Annotated in this window: 15 protein-coding genes and 1 pseudogene; 5 read left to right on the forward strand and 11 right to left on the reverse strand. The window is 70.7% G+C overall.

All coding sequences use genetic code 11. From position 1 onward, the window contains the following. A pseudogene (locus tag ACWCQM_RS39975) lies at positions 1 to 88 on the reverse strand (DUF742 domain-containing protein); the annotation flags it as partial. A gap of 48 nt (positions 89 to 136) precedes the next feature. After that, positions 137 to 1,189, reverse strand: a complete 1,053-nt coding sequence (locus tag ACWCQM_RS39980; RefSeq protein ID WP_450919973.1) for a terpene synthase family protein — start codon at positions 1,187 to 1,189, stop codon at positions 137 to 139. A gap of 292 nt (positions 1,190 to 1,481) precedes the next feature. Here ACWCQM_RS39980 and ACWCQM_RS39985 point away from each other — a divergent pair, with 292 nt between their 5' ends. The 5 genes from ACWCQM_RS39985 to ACWCQM_RS40005 all read left to right on the forward strand — a co-directional run bounded on the left by ACWCQM_RS39985 (position 1,482) and on the right by ACWCQM_RS40005 (position 8,065). Then, positions 1,482 to 2,948: a GuaB1 family IMP dehydrogenase-related protein gene (locus ACWCQM_RS39985; protein WP_450919974.1), complete on the forward strand. Its 1,467-nt coding sequence runs from the start codon at positions 1,482 to 1,484 to the stop codon at positions 2,946 to 2,948. A gap of 222 nt (positions 2,949 to 3,170) precedes the next feature. Beyond that, positions 3,171 to 4,631 (forward strand): aldehyde dehydrogenase family protein, encoded by a 1,461-nt coding sequence (locus ACWCQM_RS39990; protein ID WP_450919975.1) that lies wholly within the window; start codon positions 3,171 to 3,173, stop codon positions 4,629 to 4,631. Between the two features lie 114 nt (positions 4,632 to 4,745). Beyond that, positions 4,746 to 5,201, forward strand: a complete 456-nt coding sequence (locus tag ACWCQM_RS39995; protein WP_267076826.1) for an Lrp/AsnC family transcriptional regulator — start codon at positions 4,746 to 4,748, stop codon at positions 5,199 to 5,201. A gap of 322 nt (positions 5,202 to 5,523) precedes the next feature. Beyond that, positions 5,524 to 6,357 carry a carbon-nitrogen hydrolase family protein gene (locus tag ACWCQM_RS40000; protein WP_450919976.1) on the forward strand — a complete coding sequence of 278 codons (834 nt, stop codon included), beginning with the start codon at positions 5,524 to 5,526 and terminating at the stop codon, positions 6,355 to 6,357. 13 nt (positions 6,358 to 6,370) lie between these two features. Continuing rightward, a complete protein-coding gene (locus ACWCQM_RS40005; RefSeq protein WP_450919977.1) occupies positions 6,371 to 8,065 on the forward strand; it encodes a flavin monoamine oxidase family protein in 1,695 nt (564 codons plus the stop codon). Between the two features lie 7 nt (positions 8,066 to 8,072). On the opposite strand, the gene ACWCQM_RS40010 is transcribed toward ACWCQM_RS40005, so the two are convergent. The 9 genes from ACWCQM_RS40010 to ACWCQM_RS40050 all read right to left on the reverse strand — a co-directional run. After that, positions 8,073 to 8,921: a fumarylacetoacetate hydrolase family protein gene (locus ACWCQM_RS40010; RefSeq protein WP_450919978.1), complete on the reverse strand. Its 849-nt coding sequence runs from the start codon at positions 8,919 to 8,921 to the stop codon at positions 8,073 to 8,075. A 40-nt stretch (positions 8,922 to 8,961) separates the two neighbouring features. Then, positions 8,962 to 9,975 (reverse strand): hydroxyacid dehydrogenase, encoded by a 1,014-nt coding sequence (locus ACWCQM_RS40015; RefSeq protein WP_450919979.1) that lies wholly within the window; start codon positions 9,973 to 9,975, stop codon positions 8,962 to 8,964. Next, on the reverse strand, positions 9,959 to 11,014 hold the full coding sequence (locus ACWCQM_RS40020) for a dihydrodipicolinate synthase family protein (RefSeq protein WP_450919980.1): 1,056 nt from the start codon (positions 11,012 to 11,014) through the stop codon (positions 9,959 to 9,961). The genes ACWCQM_RS40015 and ACWCQM_RS40020 overlap by 17 nt, the downstream gene beginning before the upstream one ends. A gap of 8 nt (positions 11,015 to 11,022) precedes the next feature. Beyond that, a complete protein-coding gene (locus tag ACWCQM_RS40025; RefSeq protein WP_450919981.1) occupies positions 11,023 to 12,051 on the reverse strand; it encodes an NAD-dependent epimerase/dehydratase family protein in 1,029 nt (342 codons plus the stop codon). Between the two features lie 6 nt (positions 12,052 to 12,057). Then, complete coding sequence (locus ACWCQM_RS40030) at positions 12,058 to 13,005, reverse strand: carbohydrate ABC transporter permease (protein ID WP_450919982.1); 948 nt, start codon at positions 13,003 to 13,005, stop codon at positions 12,058 to 12,060. 2 nt (positions 13,006 to 13,007) lie between these two features. Beyond that, the gene (locus tag ACWCQM_RS40035) at positions 13,008 to 13,913 is read right to left on the reverse strand and encodes a carbohydrate ABC transporter permease (protein ID WP_450919983.1); all 906 of its coding nucleotides are present in this window, start codon (positions 13,911 to 13,913) and stop codon (positions 13,008 to 13,010) included. 141 nt (positions 13,914 to 14,054) lie between these two features. Then, a complete protein-coding gene (locus ACWCQM_RS40040; RefSeq protein ID WP_450919984.1) occupies positions 14,055 to 15,311 on the reverse strand; it encodes an ABC transporter substrate-binding protein in 1,257 nt (418 codons plus the stop codon). Between the two features lie 59 nt (positions 15,312 to 15,370). Then, complete coding sequence (locus tag ACWCQM_RS40045; protein ID WP_450919985.1) at positions 15,371 to 16,627, reverse strand: Gfo/Idh/MocA family protein; 1,257 nt, start codon at positions 16,625 to 16,627, stop codon at positions 15,371 to 15,373. Between the two features lie 53 nt (positions 16,628 to 16,680). Continuing rightward, on the reverse strand, positions 16,681 to 18,311 hold a 1,631-nt coding region (locus ACWCQM_RS40050; protein WP_450919986.1), incomplete at its 5' end, for a peptidase C14.

The following is an 18,311-nucleotide window of genomic DNA, read 5'->3' on the forward strand; positions in this document are numbered from 1 at the left end:
CGGGCAGGTTCAGGGTTGCCGAGATCTCGACGACCGCGGTGGGGCTGTCACACATCCGCAGGATCGCGACGTGTTCCGACTGCATCCCGGCGCTCAACAGGGCCCGCGGGGTGCCCGGCCTCCGTCATCTCCCGGCTCAGCGGCTGTCGCCCGCGGTCTGCCGCGCGCGCTCCGCGCTCACACCGAGCACGGCCTCCTCCAGATACGCTCCGGGCTCCTCGTACTGGCCGACGGCCGCGGGGTTGTAGCGGGGGGTCTGCCGCGACCAGTCGAGGTTCCCGCGCATCCAGCTCCGCATCCCGTCGAGGTAGGGCACGAGCACCCCCGAGAGCTGCGGATAGAGGTCGAGCAGCTCCTCCTCCGCCGCGAGGAACCGTTCCGTCTCCGTGGCTATCTCCGCGCAGACGTGTTCGAGTGCCTGCTGCTTCCCGTAGCCGCGGTGGTGGCGGACCAGGTGGACGAGGTTGTGGATCTCGCCGAGCACCTGCTCCTTCTCGTAGGAGTAGACGTCGTTCGCCCAGCACACGACGTTGCAGGAGGCTTCGAGCGCCGTGATGAAGCGGGGGTCGTTGTGGACCCACTCGGGGGCCCCGATCCCGGCCACGATCTCGATCAGGTCCATGCAGACGTGAATCGCCCCGGTGTGCCGGCGCCGGGCGATGTAGGTGGCCTCGGAGGGCACGACGCCCTCGGCGCGGTTGCCCGCCTCCCAGGTGGTGGCGGTCGTGAGGTAGGTCATCAGATGCCAGGTGAACCGGCTGCGCCAGTGCGGGGCGGCCTTCGGGATCGTACGTTCCCACAAGTCCACCAGGGCGACGACGGCGGCGGGGGCCTCCTCGCCCGGCAGGAGGCCGGGAGCCGTGCCGTCGACCACGGCGCGCATGCGTTCCACCACGTGGCGTACCCGGTCGGGATCACTTCCGAGGTCGCCGTCGTCCAGTTGGTCGTCGACGAGGAAGAGCCAGACGAACCAGTCGGCGACGAGATCGAGGTGCTCGCCGTTCGCCGTCGGGTAGACCATGCCGACGAAGGAGCCGAAATCGGCCTGCTCGAAGCGCTCCCTGGCGGACTTCCGGTGGACCAGGCCGGTGCGTCGCGTCCAGCGGTCGAGATGCTCGCGGGTGTGCCCCACGTGCGGATTGCTCCGCTGGGGGAACGGGCAGTAGATGTCAGGCAGTTCGCTCTCCACAGGCAGACCCCATCCTCTCCGGTCGAGCGCGTGGCAGGTGTTCCGGATGGTGGCGGCGTTGCCTTTTACCCCAGAGACCTGCGCATTTGAAGCTACCTGACCCCTCGTCACCTGGTCCAGGGATAATGATCGCGAGTGCCCGAATTCCGTTCGGGTAGGGTCCATGGGTAAGGCGGGTTTCCACTTGCCCCGCCCCCGGAGTGGCTCCTTGGAGGAACCGACGAACGAGGGGGCGCATTGCTGTGTCTTCGTGGAAGCGACCTGCGCCGATTCGTATGAAAAAATGGGTGTTATGCGTTTTCTTGAACCCGGCACCGGTCGTTACACGGCCTCTCCCTCGGTCCCCTACGACCTGACGTACGACGATGTCTTCATGGTTCCCGGCCGTTCCTCGGTCGGATCCCGCCAGGCGGTGGACCTCTCCTCGCCCGACGGCAGCGGTACGACCATTCCCCTCGTCGTCGCGAACATGACCGCGATCGCCGGCCGCCGGATGGCCGAGACGATCGCCCGCCGCGGTGGCCTGGTCGTGATCCCCCAGGACATCCCGATCGAGGTCGTCACCGAGGTCATCAGCTGGGTGAAGAAGCGTCACCTTGTGCTCGACACGCCGATCGTGCTGACCCCCGGCCAGACCGTCGCCGACGCGCTGTCCCTGCTGCACAAGCGGGCCCACGGCGCCGGTGTCGTCGTGGACGAAGGGCACCGGCCGGTCGGTGTCGTCACCGACCACGACCTGAGCGGCGTGGACCGCTTCACCCAGCTGTCCGAGGTCATGTCCAAGGACCTGGTCGTGCTGGACGCGGACATCGACCCGCGCGAGGCCTTCAACCGGCTCGACGGGGCCAACCGCAAGCTCGCTCCGGCGGTCGACGGTGACGGCCGGCTCGTCGGCATCCTCACCCGTAAGGCCGCGCTCCGTGCGACGCTCTACACCCCCGCGACCGACGCGGACGGCAAGCTGCGGATCGCGGCCGCCGTCGGTATCAACGGCGACGTGGCGGGCAAGGCCAAGCAGCTCCTCGACGCGGGCGTGGACACCCTCGTGGTGGACACCGCGCACGGCCACCAGGAATCCATGATCAGCGCGGTCGCCGCCGTGCGGGCGCTCGACCCGGGCGTGCCGATCGTCGCGGGCAACGTCGTGGCCGCCGAGGGCGTGCGCGACCTCATCGAGGCGGGCGCCGACATCATCAAGGTCGGCGTGGGCCCCGGCGCCATGTGCACGACCCGGATGATGACCGGTGTCGGCAGGCCGCAGTTCTCCGCCGTCCTGGAGTGCGCCGCCGAGGCGAGGAAGCACGGCAAGCACGTCTGGGCCGACGGCGGCGTGCGGCACCCGCGCGACGTGGCGATGGCCCTCGCGGCCGGCGCGTCCAACGTCATGATCGGGTCCTGGTTCGCGGGTACGTACGAGTCGCCCGGCGACCTCCAGCAGTCCGCCGACGGGCGGTACTACAAGGAGTCGTTCGGGATGGCCTCGGCGCGCGCGGTCAAGAACCGCACCTCGGAGGAGTCCGCCTACGACCGGGCCCGCAAGGGACTGTTCGAAGAGGGCATCTCCACCTCGCGGATGTTCCTCGACCCGGCCCGCCCGGGTGTGGAGGACCTGATCGACTCGATCATCGCCGGTGTCCGCTCCTCCTGCACCTACGCCGGCGCGGCCTCGCTCGAGGAGTTCGCCGAGAAGGCGATCGTGGGTGTCCAGAGCGCCGCCGGTTACGCGGAGGGCAAGCCGCTGCACGCCAGCTGGAGCTGATCGCGCGAGCTGGAGTTGATCGCGCGGCCCTGCCGGGCCTCGTGCACAGGTGCCCCTCCCGGGTGTACATCCCGGGAGGGGCACCTGTTTTTGTTCGCTCGATGACCGATCCGCGACGACTTGTTTTCACCTGTGAGCATCTTCGTCCGGCCTCAACTTGGTTGAATCGTAAGTAACATGAGCGCCAGTCAACTGCCCGCCCTTCTCCGGCAAAGGGATCTCATGACCTCCTTCTTCACCGATCTGGCCCAGCAGTACATCGACGGCGAGTGGAGGCCGGGGAAGGGGTCCTGGGACATCATCGACTTCAACCCGTACAGCGGGGAGAAGCTCGCCTCGATCACCGTCGCCACCGCCGGTGAGGTCGACCAGGCATACCGCTCGGCCGAGCGGGCGCAGCCGGAGTGGGCGGACACCAACCCGTACGCCCGGCGGGCGGTGCTGGAGAAGGCGCTGCGCGTCGTCGAGGAGCGCGAGGAGGAGATCGGCGAGGCGATCGTCGCGGAGCTCGGCGGCACACGTCTGAAGGCGGGCTTCGAGCTGCACCTCGCCAAGGAGTTCCTCCGCGAGGCGGCCCAGCTCACGCTGCGCTCCACGGGGCAGATCCTGCCCTCGCCGACCGACGGCAAGGAGAACCGCGTCTACCGGCTGCCCGTGGGGGTCGTGGGCGTCATCAGCCCCTTCAACTTCCCCTTCCTGCTGTCGCTCAAGTCGGTCGCGCCCGCCCTCGCCCTCGGCAACGCCGTGGTCCTCAAGCCGCACCAGAACACCCCGGTCTGCGGCGGCACGCTGATCGCCAAGGTGTTCGAGGAGGCGGGGCTGCCCGCCGGACTGCTGAACGTCGTGGTCACCGACATCGCCGAGATCGGCGACAGCCTGCTGGAGCACCCCGTCCCGCAGGTCATATCCTTCACCGGCTCGGACAAGGTGGGCCGGCACGTCGCCACGGTCTGCGCGGCCAACCTGAAGCGCGCGGTGCTCGAACTCGGCGGCAACAGCGCGTTGATCGTCCTGGACGACGCCGATGTGGACTACGCCGTCGACGCGGCCGTCTTCAGCCGCTACATCCACCAGGGCCAGGTCTGCATGGCTGCCAACCGCATCCTGGTGGACCGCGCGGTGGAGCAGGAGTTCACCGAGAAGTTCGTCGCCAAGGTCGCCTCCCTGCGCGTCGGCGACCCGGCCGACCCCGCCACCCACATCGGCCCGCTGATCAGCTCCTCGCAGGCCGACGCGGTGACCAGGCTCGTCGACGAGACCGTGGAGGCGGGCGCCACCGCACTGCTGCACGGCGGGACCGAGGGCAATCTCGTGAGCCCGTCCGTCCTGACCGGCCTCGCCCCCGATTCCCCCGTGCTCCAGCAGGAGATCTTCGGCCCGGTGGCCCTGCTCGTCCCCTTCGACGGTGAGGACGAGGCCGTACGGATCGCCAACGACACCCCGTACGGGCTGAGCGGCGCCGTCCACACCGCGAACGTCGAGCGCGGGGTGCGCGTGGGGCAGCGCGTCCGCACCGGCATGATCCACATCAACGACGGCACGGTCCACGACGAGCCCGTCGTCCCCTTCGGCGGCGAGAAGAACTCGGGCCTCGGACGGCTGAACGGCGAATCGATGCTGGAGGCCTTCACCACCCAGAAGTGGATCTCGGTCCAGCACGGCCGCTCGCAGTTCCCCTTCTGACCGGCGGCACCTCCGCGCTGGGCGCGCCCCGCAGGGCGCGCCCATGGTCTACTTCGGGGGCGGCCCCGCCGCCCCCGGAACGACCGCCCGCCGCAGAGAAGTGATCCACCCGAAGTGCGCCTGAACGACCTCGACGAACGCATCGTCCACGCCCTCGCCGAAGACGCCCGCCGCTCCTACGCGGACATCGGCGCGCTCATCGGCCTCTCCGCGCCCGCGGTGAAACGCCGCGTGGACCGGCTGCGTGCCGAGGGCGCCATCACGGGCTTCACCGTGCGGGTCGACCCGGCGGCGCTCGGCTGGGAGACCGAGGGGTTCATCGAGATCTACTGCAGCCGCAACACCGCCCCCGAGGCGATCAAACGGGGCCTGTCCGCCTACCCGGAGATCGCGTCCGCCTCCACCGTGACCGGCGACGCCGACGCGATCGTGCAGGTCTTCGCCGCCGACATGCGCCACTTCGAGCAGGTGCTGGAGCGGATCGCGGGCGAGCCGTACGTCGAGCGGACCAAGTCGGTGCTGGTGCTCTCACCGCTGCTGCGGCGCTACTCCTCGGGCCCGCCCGCCTGAGGCCCGCCGGTCCGCCCCGAGGCTCGCGGGCCGGTCCGTCCGCGGCTCCCGGGCCCGCCCGCCGGGGGCTCACCGGGCCCCCGGCCCCGGCTCGCTGGCCCGCCCGGCCGGGACTCGTCGGGCCGCCCGCCCGGGCCCGCGCCGAGACCGAGATCACTCGCCTGACCTGCGAAGACGCTCGACGCAACGAATCACCGCTCATCGGCCTCGGCGCGCAACGGATCGACGGTGCACACGCAACAATCGCGTCTTGTCGGCCACTGCGGCGGCCCCGTACCTTCGATACGTCTCCCCACCCCGCCCGCTCCGCCCGAGGTCAGCCATGCCGTCGTTGCGCACCGCCCTGCTCCAGAGCTCCGGACGACCCGGTTCCGTCGACGACAACCTCGCCGCGCTCGACGAGGCGGCGGGACGGGCCGCGGCGGCCGGCGCCCGGCTGCTGGTCTGCCCCGAGCTCTACCTCACCGGGTACGCCGTCGGGGACGCGCTCCCCGCACTCGCCGAACCCGCCGACGGCCCCGGAGCGCGGGCCGTCGCCGACATCTGCGTACGCCACGGACTCGCCGTCCACTACGGCTACCCGGAGCGGGCCGGCGACGCGCTCTTCAACGCCTCCCTGCTCATCGGGCCCGACGGGACGCCCCTCGCCGGCTACCGCAAGACCCACATCTATGGCGACTTCGAGCAGAAGTGGTTCACCCCCGGCGAGCGCCCCGTGGTGCAGGCCGAGCTGGACGGCGTACGGATCGGGATGCTGATCTGCTACGACGTCGAGTTCCCGGAGAACGTCCGCGCCCACGCCCTGGCCGGGACCGAGCTGCTGCTCGTGCCGACCGCGCTCATGCACCCGTACCCCTTCGTCGCCGAGTCCGTCGTGCCGGTCCGCGCCTTCGAGAGCCAGATGTACATCGCCTACGTCAACAGGACCGGCCGGGAAGGCGAGTTCGAGTTCACCGGGCTGAGCTGCCTCGCCGCCCCCGACGGCACGGTCCGCACCCGTGCCGGGCGCGGTGAGGAGCTCGTCGTCGGCGACGTGGACCCCGCGTTCCTCGACGCCTCGCGCGGCGACAACCCCTATCTGCGCGACCGCCGTCCCGGCCTGTACGGCTCCCTCGTCCGAGCCCTCGCCCCCGTCGTCCCTCGCTTCCCCCGCTAGGAGTCCGTACCCCATGACGTCCACGGTGCCCACCGCCGTCCAGCACACCGACGCGCAGCCGCCGATCACCATGTTCGGGCCGGACTTCCCGTACGCGTACGACGACTTCCTCGCGCACCCCGCCGGCATCGGGCAGATACCGGCGACCGAGCACGGCACCGAGGTCGCCGTGATCGGCGGCGGGCTCTCCGGCGTCATCGCCGCGTACGAACTGATGAAGATGGGCCTCAAGCCCGTCGTCTACGAGGCGGACCGGATCGGCGGCAGGCTGCGGACCGTCGGCTTCGAGGGCTGCGACCCCTCGCTCACGGCGGAGATGGGCGCCATGCGCTTCCCGCCCTCGTCCACGGCGCTCCAGCACTACATCGACCTGGTGGGCCTGGAGACCCGGCCGTTCCCCAACCCGCTCTCCCCGGCGACCCCTTCGACCGTCGTCGACCTCAAGGGCGAGTCGCACTACGCGCGCACCATCGACGACCTGCCGCAGGTGTACCGCGAGGTGATGGACGCCTGGAACGCCTGCCTGGAGGAGGGTGCCGACTTCTCGGACATGAACCGCGCCATGCGCGAGCGTGACATCCCGCGCATCAGGGAGATCTGGGCGAAGCTCGTCGAGAAGCTCGACGACCAGACCTTCTACGGCTTCCTCTGCGGCTCCGACGCCTTCAAGTCCTTCCGGCACCGCGAGATCTTCGGCCAGGTCGGCTTCGGCACCGGAGGCTGGGACACCGACTTCCCCAACTCCATCCTGGAGATCCTGCGGGTCGTCTACACCGAGGCCGACGACCACCACCGGGGGATCGTCGGCGGCAGCCAGCAGCTCCCGCTGCGGCTCTGGGACCGCGAGCCGCGGAAGACCGTGCACTGGCCCGCCGGTACGTCGCTGGCCTCGCTGCACGAGGGTGGCCGGCCGCGCACCGCCGTGACCCGGCTCGACCGCACCGCGGGCAACCGGATCACCGTCACCGACGCGACCGGCGACATCCGCACCTACCGGGCCGCGGTCTTCACGGGGCAGTCCTGGCTGCTGCTCTCCAAGATCGCCTGCGACGACCAGCTGTTCCCCATCGACCACTGGACGGCGATGGAGCGCACCCACTACATGGAGTCCTCCAAGCTGTTCGTCCCCGTCGACCGGCCGTTCTGGCTCGACAAGGACGAGGTGACCGGCAGGGACACCATGTCGATGACGCTCACCGACCGGATGACCCGCGGCACCTACCTCCTCGACGACGGGCCCGACAGGCCGGCCGTCATCTGCCTCTCGTACACCTGGTGCGACGACAGCCTGAAGTGGCTGCCGCTCTCGCCGAACGAGCGCATGGAGGTCATGCTGAAGTCGCTCGGCGAGATCTATCCCGGCGTCGACATCAGGAAGCACGTCATCGGTAACCCGGTGACGGTCTCCTGGGAGAACGAGCCCTGGTTCATGGGCGCGTTCAAGGCCAACCTGCCGGGGCACTACCGCTACCAGCGGCGGCTGTTCACCCACTTCATGCAGGACCGGCTGCCCGCCGACAGGCGCGGGCTCTTCCTCGCGGGCGACGACATCTCCTGGACGGCCGGATGGGCCGAGGGCGCCGTACAGACCGCGCTCAACGCCGTATGGGGAGTGATGAACCACTTCGGCGGTGCCACGGACGCGACGAACCCCGGCCCCGGCGACGTCTTCGACGACATCGCCCCGGTCGAGCTCCCGGAGGACTGAACGGCCGCTACGCCGGCCGGCAGACGCTGCGCTGCCGGCCGAGGCCCGATATCTGGACCTCCATCACGTCGTCCGGCCGCAGGTACGGGAAGCGGCCGGAGAGCGCCACGCCCTGCGGCGTACCGGTGTTGATGACATCGCCCGGCTCCAGCACCAGATACTGCGACAGATGGTGCACCAGATGCGCCACGCCGAAGATCATGTCCCCGGTGACGGAGTCCTGCCGCGGCTCCCCGTTGACATGGCTGCGCAGCCGCAGCCGCTGCGGGTCGCCGACCTCGTCGGCCGTCACCAGCACCGGGCCCAGCGGGTTGAACGTGGCGCAGCTCTTGCCCTTGGACCACTGGCCGCCGGACTCCTCCAGCTGGAAGGCGCGCTCCGACACGTCGTTGCTGACGGCGTAGCCGGCGATGTACGAGGCGGCGTCGGCCGGCGAGTCCAGATAGGAGGCGCGGCGGCCGATCACGACGGCCAGCTCCACCTCCCAGTCGGTCTTCTCCGAGCCGCGCGGGATGAGGACGTCGTCGTACGGGCCGACGACCGTGTTCGGCGACTTGTAGAAGAGGATCGGCTGCTCGGGCGGCGCCGAACCGGACTCCGCGGCGTGGGCCGCGTAGTTCTGGCCGATGCAGAGCAGCGCCTGCGGACGCGCGACGGGCGCTCCGATCCGCAGCCCGGTGATGTCGGTCTCCGGGAGATCCGCGTCGGCGGGGACCAGGTCCGGATCATCGGCGAGGGCGGTGAGGAACGCGCCGTCGATGTCGGGTGTGACGCCCGACAGGTCGTAGTGACGGCCTTCGGGGCGGACGAGGACCGGGCGCTCGTGGCCCGGCTCGCCGACACGCATGAAACGCATGGGGTGAACTCTCCTGTGCTGAAGGTGTGCCGTGGGTGGTTCAGTGCAGCCGGGTCAGGGCGTCGACGGTGACCGCGTGGGCCGGGGGCCGCCCCGCCAGCAGGCGCAGCACCTCGTCGGCCGCGCTCGCGCCGAGGCGCTGCCTGCACTCGACGCTGCCCGCGGCCTGGTGCGGGGTGAGCAGCACGTTGGGCAGGGTGCGCAGCGGGTGGTCCACCGGCAGCGGCTCGGCGTCGAACACATCGATCGCCGCGTCCAGCCGGCCGGACCGTACCTCCGCGAGCAGCGCGTCCTCGTCGACCAGCCACGATCTGGCGGTGTTCACCAGACCCGCGCCGTCCGGCATCAGCGCCAGCTGCCGGGCGCCGATCATCCGGTGGGTCTCCTCGGTGACCGGCGCGTGCACGGCGACGATCCGGCTGCGCGACAGCAGAGTGTCCAGGTTCACGGACTCCACGCCGAGCGCCCGTGCGTCCGCATCGGACAGATACGGGTCGAAGACGCCCACCCGTGCGCCCATGGCCCGCACCATCGCGATGTACGCACGCCCGGTACGGGACGCGCCGATCACCCCGATGTCGCTGCCGTGGATCTCATGGCGCGGCGGGGCCTCGCTCGCCTCCGCCCATGTGGCACCGCCGCGCAGGGCGTGGTCGAAACGCTGGACGCGGTGCAGCAGCGACAGCGTGAAGGCCAGGGCAACCTCGGCGACCGGCCGGGCCATCTCGTCGCCGGCCTGGGTGACCAGGATGCCGCGCCGGAACACCTCTTCGGTGACGTACGGGGCGACGGCCGAGCCGGTGTGCGCCACCAGCTCCAGCCGGTTCGCCGTACGCAGGAGTCCGGCGTCCACCCTGGGGGCGCCCCACGAGAGGATCAGTGCCCGGGCGCCGGGCAGCGCGGCGGCCACCACCGCCCGGTCGGAGTGGTCGTCGAGGACGGTGAGCTCCGCCGCCCGCTCCAGTGCCCCCCACACCCCGGCGGTGAAGAACTGGGCGCGCAGCGGCGGCGGCACGGCGACGACGACACGGGGGCGGTCAGGAGAGCCAGGCATCGAGGTGCTCCGCGACGAAGGTGTCATCGGTAAGCCAGGGGTAGGCCGCGGCCACCCGGCTGATCTCCTCGGCCTGCCCCGGGGAGAGCGTCTCGGCCGGGTCCAGGCACCGGATGTTCGCCAGCAGGCCCTGGCGGCGCAGGACTTCGTGGACCCCGGCGATGCAGCCGCGGAACGCCCCCCGCACGTCGAAGACCGCGCTGTTGGCGTCCGTCAGCTCGGAGCGGCGGGCCAGGCAGCGGACCATCGCCGCGTGGTCGCCGGCGCGGGCCGCGCGGACGTCGTCGAGGAGAGCCGCGGCGGAACTCGTCCACACGGCCCACTGGCCGAGGAGCCCGCCCGCGAACCAGCGCCGTGTTCCGTCGGCCGTCTCGTACGGCGTGAGCAGGTCGCCGATGATGTCGTCGTCGTTGCCGGTGTAGAGCGCCACCTCGCCGGCGCGGTCGGCCGAGGCCACCGCCCGTACGACATCGGCGGTGCGGTACCGGTCGAACGGGGCGATCTTCACCGCGACCGTCGACGGCAGATCGGTGAACGCCGACCAGAACGCCGGGGAGAGATAGCGTCCGCCGACGGCCTCCTGGAGGTAGAAGCCGATCACCGGCAGCACCTCGCCTACCGCGCGGGCGCGCTCCAGCAGCCCCTTCTCGTCGGCGCCCGGCACGGCCGGACTGAGCAGCACCGCGTCGTAGCCGAGCGCGGCGGCCGTCTCGGCCTCTGCGACCGCCTGCGCGGTGTAGCCGCAGGCACCCGCGACCTTGACGAACGGGCGGCCCGCCTCGGCGTCGATCGTCTCGGCGGCGAGTTCGAGCACCGGCCGGAACAGTCCGACGCCGGGCTCACGGATCTCGAACTGGGTGGTGTGCACGGCGACGGCGGCACCGCCCGCACCGGACGCCAGGTAGTAGCGGGTCAGGGCCCGCTGCCGCCGCTCGTCGAAGGTGCCGTCGTCGTGCAGGGCGAGGGGATGGGCGGGGATCACCGTCCCCCGGGCGAGTGCGCCGAGGGCGGGGGTGGTCGTGGGGGAGGGAGTGGACATGGAGTGGATCAGAACCTTCCGTCACGGACCTGGAACTTGGTGGGCTTGCCGGACAGCGGGAGCCCGCGGCGCAGCCAGTCGGCCTGCCACTCGACGAGGGTGCGCAGCGTGACGTCCGGGTAGCCGAAGAGGGCGTGGCACCGGCTCGCGTCGGAGAGCAGAGCGGTCGGCGCCTCCTCGCCCTCGAAGACCGGCTCCCGGTCGAACTCCGCGCCGAACCAGCCGGCGATCCGGCGCACCGACGCGGTCTCGGGGCCGGTGAGGTTGAGGGTGAACGCCTCGCCGCCGGTGGCGTGCGGCAGGGAGCGCAGGGCCACCTCGTTGGCGTACCCCTGCCAGACCACGTTGGCGTGACCGGTCGTCACATCGACGGGCTCGCCCGCCCGCACCCGGTACGCGATGTCGGCGAGGACGCCGTAACGCAGATCCACCGCATAGTTCAGACGGATCGTGGCGACCCTCGTGCCACGGGTCAGCGCGGCATGGCCGAAGATCCGCTCGCGGCCCAGGCAGGACATCGCGTACTCGCCGACCGGCCCGACCGGGTCGGTCTCCGTGGAGCCGCCGGACGCGACGGGCACCAGCGGATACACGTTGCCGGTGGAGAACGCGGCGATCCGTGCACCGGACCAGCGGCGCGCCACCCGGTCGGGCATCGCGGCGTTCACCGCCCAGGCGTGCGAGGGCGCCCCGGCCGAGCCGAACTTGGCGCCGACCATGAAGACGACGTTGCCGGCGTCCGGCAGTGCGGCCAGGTCGGCGGCCGGGTCCATCAGGTCGAAGGCGACCGTGCGTATCCCGGCCGCCTCCAGCTCCCCGGCGGCGGCCGGGTCGGACCAGCGGGAGACCGCGTACACGGTCACGTCCTCGCGGCCGGCGGCGTCCAGCGCGCGGCGGGCCAGCCGGCACAGGCTGGGGCCCATCTTGCCGCCCGCGCCGAGGACCAGCAGATCGCCTTCGAGCCGGCCCAGATCGGCGACGAGCGCGGGGGAGGGGGTGGCGAGCCGCTCTTCGAGGGCGGCTTCATCGGTGAACATGCGTGACTATCCCTTGATCCCGGACGCGGTGACGCCCTCGGTGAAGTAGCGCTGGCCCACCATGTACGCGGCGAAGATGGGCACGAACGCGATGACGGAGCCGGAGAGCACCACATTGAGCGGCACGTTCTGCTGCTGGAGCGAGGCGATGCCGACGGTGAGGGTGCGCATATCGGTGGACTGGCCGATGACCAGCGGCCACAGGAAGTCGTTCCAGTGCCACAGGAAGACGAACACGCCGAGCGTGGCGAGGATCGGCTTCAGCAGGGGCAGGACGATCCGGTAGAAGATCTGCCACTCGTTGCAGCCGTCGAGGCGCGCCGCCTCGAAGAGCTCGTCCGGCAGTCCCTGGATGAACTGCCGCATCAGGAACACCGCCTGGGCGTTGGCCAGCGTCGGCACGATCAGACCCCAGTACGTGTCCACGCCGCCCAGCTTCGCGATCATCGCGAAGGTCGGGATCATCGTGACGTGGTACGGGACCATCACCATCGACAGGAACGACCAGAACATCGTCTCCCGGCCCGGGAAGCGCTTCTTGGCGAAGGCGTACCCGGCGAGCGAGGCGAGCAGCAGCACGCCGACGACCGAGACGACCGAGTAGACCAGGGTGTTGACCAGCCAGCGCGGCACGTCCTGGGCGCTCATGACGGTGTCGTACGCCTCGCCGGTCAGCGGCCACGGCACCAGGCTGCCGGGGAACTCGACCGCCGCGGACGGCTTCAGGGAGAGCACGACCATCGCGTAGAACGGGAAGACCGTCACGATCGCGGCCACGGTCAGCAGCGCCGCGCGCCCGATCCGGCCGGCTCGGGAGGGCCTCATGCCGTACGGGACGGTGTCCTGCTCCGAGAGCTTGCGCAGCCGGCGTGCGGTGCGGCGGGAGGCCCGGTCCACGGCCACGGGCGCCTTCCCGGCGGGCGGGGCCTCGGTCTCGACGGGTGCTGCGGTCATGGTCACTGGTCCTTCCCGATCACGAGCCGCTGGATCACGGCGACCACCACGGTCAGCACGAAGAGCGCGACGCCGATGGCGGAGGCGTAACCCAGGTCGAAGTATTTGAAGCCCGCGTCGTAGAGCTGGAAGACGAGCGTGTAGCTGGCGTTGGCGGGTCCGCCGCCGGTCATCGTGTACACGGCGTCGAACACCTGGAACGAGGCCGTCGTCTCGATCACGGCGAGGAAGAACAGGGCGGGCTTGAGCTGCGGCAGCACGATGTACCGGAACCGCTGCCAGGGGCCGGCCCCGTCGGTGAGCGCGGCCTCCTCCAGCTCACGCGGGATGTCCTGCATCCGGGCGAGCAGGATCAGCATCCCGTAGCCGAAGCGGGACCAGACGCCCACGATCGCGAGCGCGGGCAGGACGAGGACGTCGTCGGAGAGCCAGGAGCCCTCGGACATCCCGAACCAGCCCATCAGGGTCGACCACGGGCCTCCGGTGGAGAAGATCCAGACGAAGACGGTGGCGGCCAGCACCAGCGAGGTGACGACCGGCAGGAAGAACACCGAACGGAAGAACTTCGCTCCGCGGAACGCGCGGCGGGTGATCAGTGCCAGGGAGACCGACGCGATGAGCGTGCCGGGCACGGCGAGGACGGTGTAGAGGACGGTGACCTTCAGCGCCTGCCAGAACAGCGAGTCGTCCCAGAGGCGGGTGAAGTTGTCGAGCCCGATGAAGCTGCCGCCGCCGGTGAGGGAGTAGTCGGTGAAGCTCATCAGCACACCGGCGATGCCGGGGCCGAACCGGAAGGCGAGGAACAACAGGAAGCACGGGAGGACGAAGAGCAGGCCGATCCGGGCCTCGCGGCGCGCCTGCGGCCCGCTGCGACGGCCCCGGCGGGTGGGTTCCGCGACGACTGCCACGGGGATCTCCTTGCGGGATGAGGGAGTTGCGGGAGACGGGGGGAGTGCCCCCGGGGGAAAGCGGCCCGGGCCGGGTTGCGACCGGACCGGGGGACACGGTGGCCGGGCCGGGGTGCAGGCCGGACCCGGGCACCGCGCCGGTCAGCGGCCGAGCATCGCCTGGGCCGCCTTGGCGGCCGAGTCCAGCGCCTCCTGCGGGCTCTTCTTCCCCAGCAGCGCGGCCTGGATCTCCGGCGCGAGCACGCCCTGGACCTCACGGGCCTTGTCCTGGAGCGGGCCCACCGTCATGCTCGGCAGAGTGGCGCCGACCGCCGTCTGGAGGGCGTCGCCCGGATACAGGTCGCCGCCGGACTCGCGGGCCGGGAAGTAGCCCGCGCCCTTCTGGAGACCGGCGGTGTTCTTCGACTCGGCGACGAAGTTCAGCCAGTCGCCGGTGTTCTTCCTGTCGGCGCCCTTCAGCATCGACAGCGCGCCGACCGTGCCGTAGCCGACCGACTTCACGTCCTTCAACGGCGGCTGGACGACGATGTTCTCCTTGCCCCAGAACGGCTCGACGTCCGCCGGGGTGTTCTGCCAGGTGCAGGCCACCTTGCCCTTGGCGGTCGGGGTCTGCTCCAGCTTCGGCGTCGTCGTGACCAGGTCCTTGTCGGTGTAGCCGCCGTCGACGAGCTTCTTCAGATACGTCAGCGCCTTCACCCCCGCCGCGTCGTTGAAGGCGACGCTCTCGCCGTCCTCGGAGAAGACGTCGCCGCCCGCCTGCCACAGCAGCGGGTAGAAGGTCATGTTCAGCGTCTGCTGGGTGTCACCGCTGTAGCTGGTGGCGTAGTAGCCCTTCTCCTTCAGCTTCGGGGCCAGTGCCTCCAGCTCCGCCCAGCTGGTCGGGTAGTTCGTCTCGCCGATCGCGGAGAACACCCGCTTGTCGCAGATCAGCGGGTTGGCACTGGTCAGGACCGGGGTGGCGAGCGCCTTGCCGTCCACCGTCACGGAGGTCAGGGCGAAGTCGGTGTAGTCCGACGTGGCGTCGGCGGGCATGTACTCGTCCGCCGGGACGATGCTGCCGGCGTACTTCGGCAGCTGGTCCGGGATCAGGTAGACCGCGTCCGGGCCCTTGCCGGAGGCGATCGCGGTGGCGAGCGCGGTGTCGCGGTTGGCCCAGGGGAAGGTCTCGACCTTCACCGTGACGCCCGAGTGCTCCTTCTCGAACGCCTTGACCAGACCGTCCCAGTACGCCTTGTTCTTGGCCTCGTCGAAGATCACCGGGTAGGTCCACATGGTGACGGTGTTGCCGTCGTCGCCGCTGCCGGAACAGCCGGCCAGCACTCCGGCGGCGAGCGCGGTGGCCATCACGGGGACGGCGAGGGAGCGGACTCTGGAACGGCGCTTGAGGAGACGGGACATGAGGTGGTCCTCCGAGGACGTGAGGGTGGAGCCGGGAAGAGGAGGAAGAGGCGGGGGAATCACCGGGCCGGGACCGTCTGGACGGTGCCGGTGTGCCGGGCGCGTTCGGCGGCGAACGCCGCCAGATGACTGCCGAGCGAGGTGGCGGGACCGGAGCGGACCGCCCCGGCGTCGCCCGTGGCGACGGCGGTGACGAACGCCTCGACGAGCGCGGCGTCCCCGCCGCCGTGCCCGTCGGCCGCGTTCGAACCGGACGCGCCGATCTCATGGACGGTGGTCCCGCCGGTGCGGAAGTCCTGGACCGTGACCCGCTCGCCGTCACCGGTCAGCCATCCGTGCGAGCCGAAGATCCGGGTCCGGCGGTGCGTCTGCTCGGTGAACGCCACCATCTGGAAGGTCGCGGTCACCCCGTCCGTCAGCTGCATGGCGAGGACCTGGTGGTCCACCACGTCGTTGTCGCCGCGGTACGCGCAGACGCCGTACGGGCCTTCGCGCAGCGCCCGCACCAGACCGGCCTCGTCGGTCGACTCGGTGACATGGGTGACCGGCCAGACCGCGCCCTTCTCACGCAGCGTCGGCATGTACAGCTTCAGTGCGCTGTACGGGCAGCCGGACTCCACCGCGCAGTCGAGGCAGCGCTCGGCGGACCCTTCCGGGGCGTTCTCCGGCCGGAAGTGCTTCAGCCCGCCGAAGCTGGAGACCCGTTCGATCCGGCCGCCCATGACGTACGTGATCCAGTCCAGGTCGTGGCACGACTTGGCGAGCAGCATCGGCGACGCGTCCTTCTCGCTGCGCCAGGGGCCGCGGACGTAACTGTGCGCGTAGTGCCACCAGCCGACCGGCTCCAGATGGTCGAGGGAGACCAGCTGCCCGAGCACGCCGGAGTCCACGACCTCCTTCACCAGGTCGGTGTAGGGGGTGTACCGCATGACGTGGCAGACCGCGAAGAGCACCCCGGCCCGCTCCACGCCCTCGACGATCGTCCGGGTCTCGTCCTCCGTCGGGGCGAGCGGCTTCTCGGCGAGGATCGCGTAACCGGCCTCGGCCAGGGCCAGCACCGGCTCCACATGGAAGCGGTCCTGGGTGGCGACGACGACGGCGTCCGCGATGCGGTGCTCGACGAGCGGCCGCCAGTCGTCGAACTCGACGGGTGCGCCGGCGGCGGCACGCGCCGCGGGGCGCGGGTCGGCGACGGCGACGAGCTCGGCGCGCTCGGGATGCGCCTTGATCCACTCGGCGTACGTCAGACCGCGGTTGCCGGCGCCGACGAGCGCGACCCGGACGGGCCGGCCGGTGATCGGGGTGTGCGTGGACACGTGGATTCCCTGGGACTCGATGGGAGGGTTCGGTGGTGCGGTCCGGTGCGCGGTCAGAACCGCAGCGTGGCCGCGGTGTGCGAGACGCGGGCGCCCTCGTCCGGCAGAGCGGTGCGCTCGGTGCCGACCTCGACGCAGCCGGAGTGGAGCAGATGGCTGCCGGAGCCGGTGAACGCCGCGGGCCGCAGTTCGAGCCGGCCGCCGGTGAAGGTGGAGCCCGTCGCCCGGTAGCGGTTGGTTCCGTCGGTCACCAGCACATGCGCGGTGCCCTCGGGCGCGGTCGAGTCGAGCCCGGTCAGCCGCCAGTCGACGGTCCGTCCCGCGCCGGTGCGCGAGAGCAGGGCGCCGTCCTTGTTCGTACCGCCGAGCCGGGTGCCGTCGATCCGGAGCCGCTGGTCCTTGGCGGAGGTCAGCTTCAGCCCGGTGTCGCGGAGTTCACCGCCGTCGACGGTGATGTCCTGGTGGGCGAGCGAGACGGGCGCGGCCTCCTTGGAGCCGGTCAGGAGGCACTGGTCCAGGACCAGCGGCCCGGTGCCGTTGAACACCGCGGCGTCGACCCCGTTCAGTGCCGTCCGGGCGAGGGTGACCGGGGCGGCCACGGATGCCTGGGTGATCTCGGCGCCCGGAGCGAAGGAGAACGACGAGTCGGCGATCACATTGGGCCGGGCGGAGAGCGTGGAGGCCTGGGAGACGATCAGCGGCCCGCTCGCCGTGCAGCCGCGCAGCTGCACACCGTCGGCGTTGACCCAGAGCATGCCGGAGCCGGCGAGGGACTTCTTGCCGATGACGAGGACGTCCTCGAGCGTCAGATCGGTGATCATGACCCTGGCCACGAACCAGGAACAGGCGTGGCGGCGTACGGTGATCCGCTTGGCCCGGCCGCCCCAGGCGGCGCCCGAGTTGGCGAACGTCATCAGCCCTGAGTTGCCGGTGTAGACGAGGTCGTGCTCGAACTGGCCGTGCGTCACGAACGGCCCCTCGTCGTCACCGTCGCCGTGGCAGTTGGTGACGTAGCAGTAGGCCGAGGCCGTGAAGTCGTTGAGGTGGCGGGCGTTGGAGGTGTGGCAGTCCTCCACGTGCCCGTACAGACAGTAGATCTGCTGTGTCAGATAGCCCGCGCCGCCGTACGTGACGGACTTCGGGTTGGTCAGCGAGCACTGCTCGGTGCGGTAGTACGTGCACCAACGGCGCATCACCACCGGCCAGAAGGTGCCGACGGCCTCGATCCCGGAGACGTCGCAGCGCACCGCGTACTCGTACGCGACCGGGTGCGAGCCGGTCATCTCGTCCTCGCCCCAGCCCTCGAAGACGAGGTTGCGGACATGGGCGCGGTCGACGGGCTCGATCCGGGTCCAGGTGAGTGTCCGGCCGGCGGCCAGGTCCCAGCCGGTCTGGTAGTTGACCCGGATGTGCTCCGGGTCCACGACCTCGGTGACGTGGACGAGGCGCTGGATCTCCTTCTCGTACTTCCCCGACAGGGCGTTGATCTCCACGGCCCACCACTGGCCGACGGAGAACTTCCCCGAGTCGCCGACCTCGAAGAGATCCGACAGGTCCGGCATCGCCGAGCCCAGGGTGTGGGTGTGCACCGTGTCGGTGACGGTGCCGCGGAAGGAGAGGACGGCGCCGAAGGGGTTGTCGTGGGTGTTCTTCTCGATGTTGTCGGTGGTCATGCGGTGGCCGC

The organism is Streptomyces sp. NPDC002125 (genome assembly GCF_053593715.1).